Annotated in this window: 1 protein-coding gene and 1 pseudogene; both read left to right on the top strand. The window is 49.9% G+C overall.

What is annotated here, in order from left to right; translation table 11 throughout:
- On the top strand, positions 1 to 703 hold a 703-nt coding region (locus tag R7Z47_RS24075), incomplete at its 5' end, for a Mu transposase domain-containing protein (protein WP_411913057.1).
- An 11-nt stretch (positions 704 to 714) separates the two neighbouring features.
- Positions 715 to 1,082 (top strand): annotated as a pseudogene (istB, locus tag R7Z47_RS24080) (IS21-like element ISVch3 family helper ATPase IstB); the annotation flags it as partial.

Genomic DNA, 1,082 nt, shown 5'->3' on the forward strand with positions numbered 1-1,082 from the left:
CCATACCTTCAAAGAGTTGAACCTCGCAATCCGTGAGCTTATGAATGACTTAAACCAACGTAAGATGAAACAGTATGGTGCAAGTCGTAAAACACTGTTCGACAAACTCGATAAGCCTGCGTTAAAGCCCCTCCCCAAACAGCGTTACCTGTATACCGAAACCAAACGAGCTAAGGTTGGGCCTGACTATCACATCGACTATCGCCGCCACTACTACTCGGTGCCACATCAACTTGTTGGTCACCATGTCGAGCTGGAAGCCTCCAACCGTCTGGTGCAGATCTACCATCAAGGTAACTTGGTCGCCCAGCATCCACGTAGCCAAAGAGAGCGCGGAAACAGCACCCAACCAGAGCACATGCCGAGTAATCATCAACATCAGAAGTGGTCGCCTGGACGCTTGCTCAACTGGGGAGCCAATATCGGCCCAGCCACACGAGAGGTCGTCAATAAGATGCTTAACTCGAAGCCTCATCCAGAGCAGTCGTATCGTTCCTGCCTTGGGTTACTCAACCTAAGCAAAGCCCATGGCGAATCGCGCCTAGAGCAAGCCTGTAAAGATGCACTGATGCTGACAAAACCCAACTACACCTTCGTCAACAATCTACTCAAGAACAATCGTGAAGGGCAACTGAGTAAAGATAAAGCGAATACACCGAACCTTGTTCACAGCAATGTTCGTGGCCCGAACTGTTATCACTAGGAGAAATACAAATGAACGCACTGAACGACCAACTCAAAACCCTCCGCTTGAGCCATGCAGTGAAAGCGTTAGAGCAGCAACAAGAACCACTGAGCACCTACGCAGAGCTGGACTTCGAGGAAAGGTTAAGCCTACTTCTGGAAAGTGAAATCTTGAATCGCAATCAGACCAAAATCCAACGCTTAAAACGACAAGCCAAGCTGAGAGTGGATGCTCAGCCGAGCCAACTCATCTACAAGGAGGGACGAAACCTCAACCGCAAGCAGATAAGCGAACTTCTAACGGGTGGCTATCTGCACAAGCACCAGAACATCTTGATCACAGGCCCAACAGGGGCAGGTAAAACGTATCTTGGCTGCGCACTTGCAACCAGCGCCTG

Source organism: Vibrio sp. 1641, assembly GCF_033339995.1.
Lineage (GTDB): Bacteria > Pseudomonadota > Gammaproteobacteria > Enterobacterales > Vibrionaceae > Vibrio > Vibrio alginolyticus.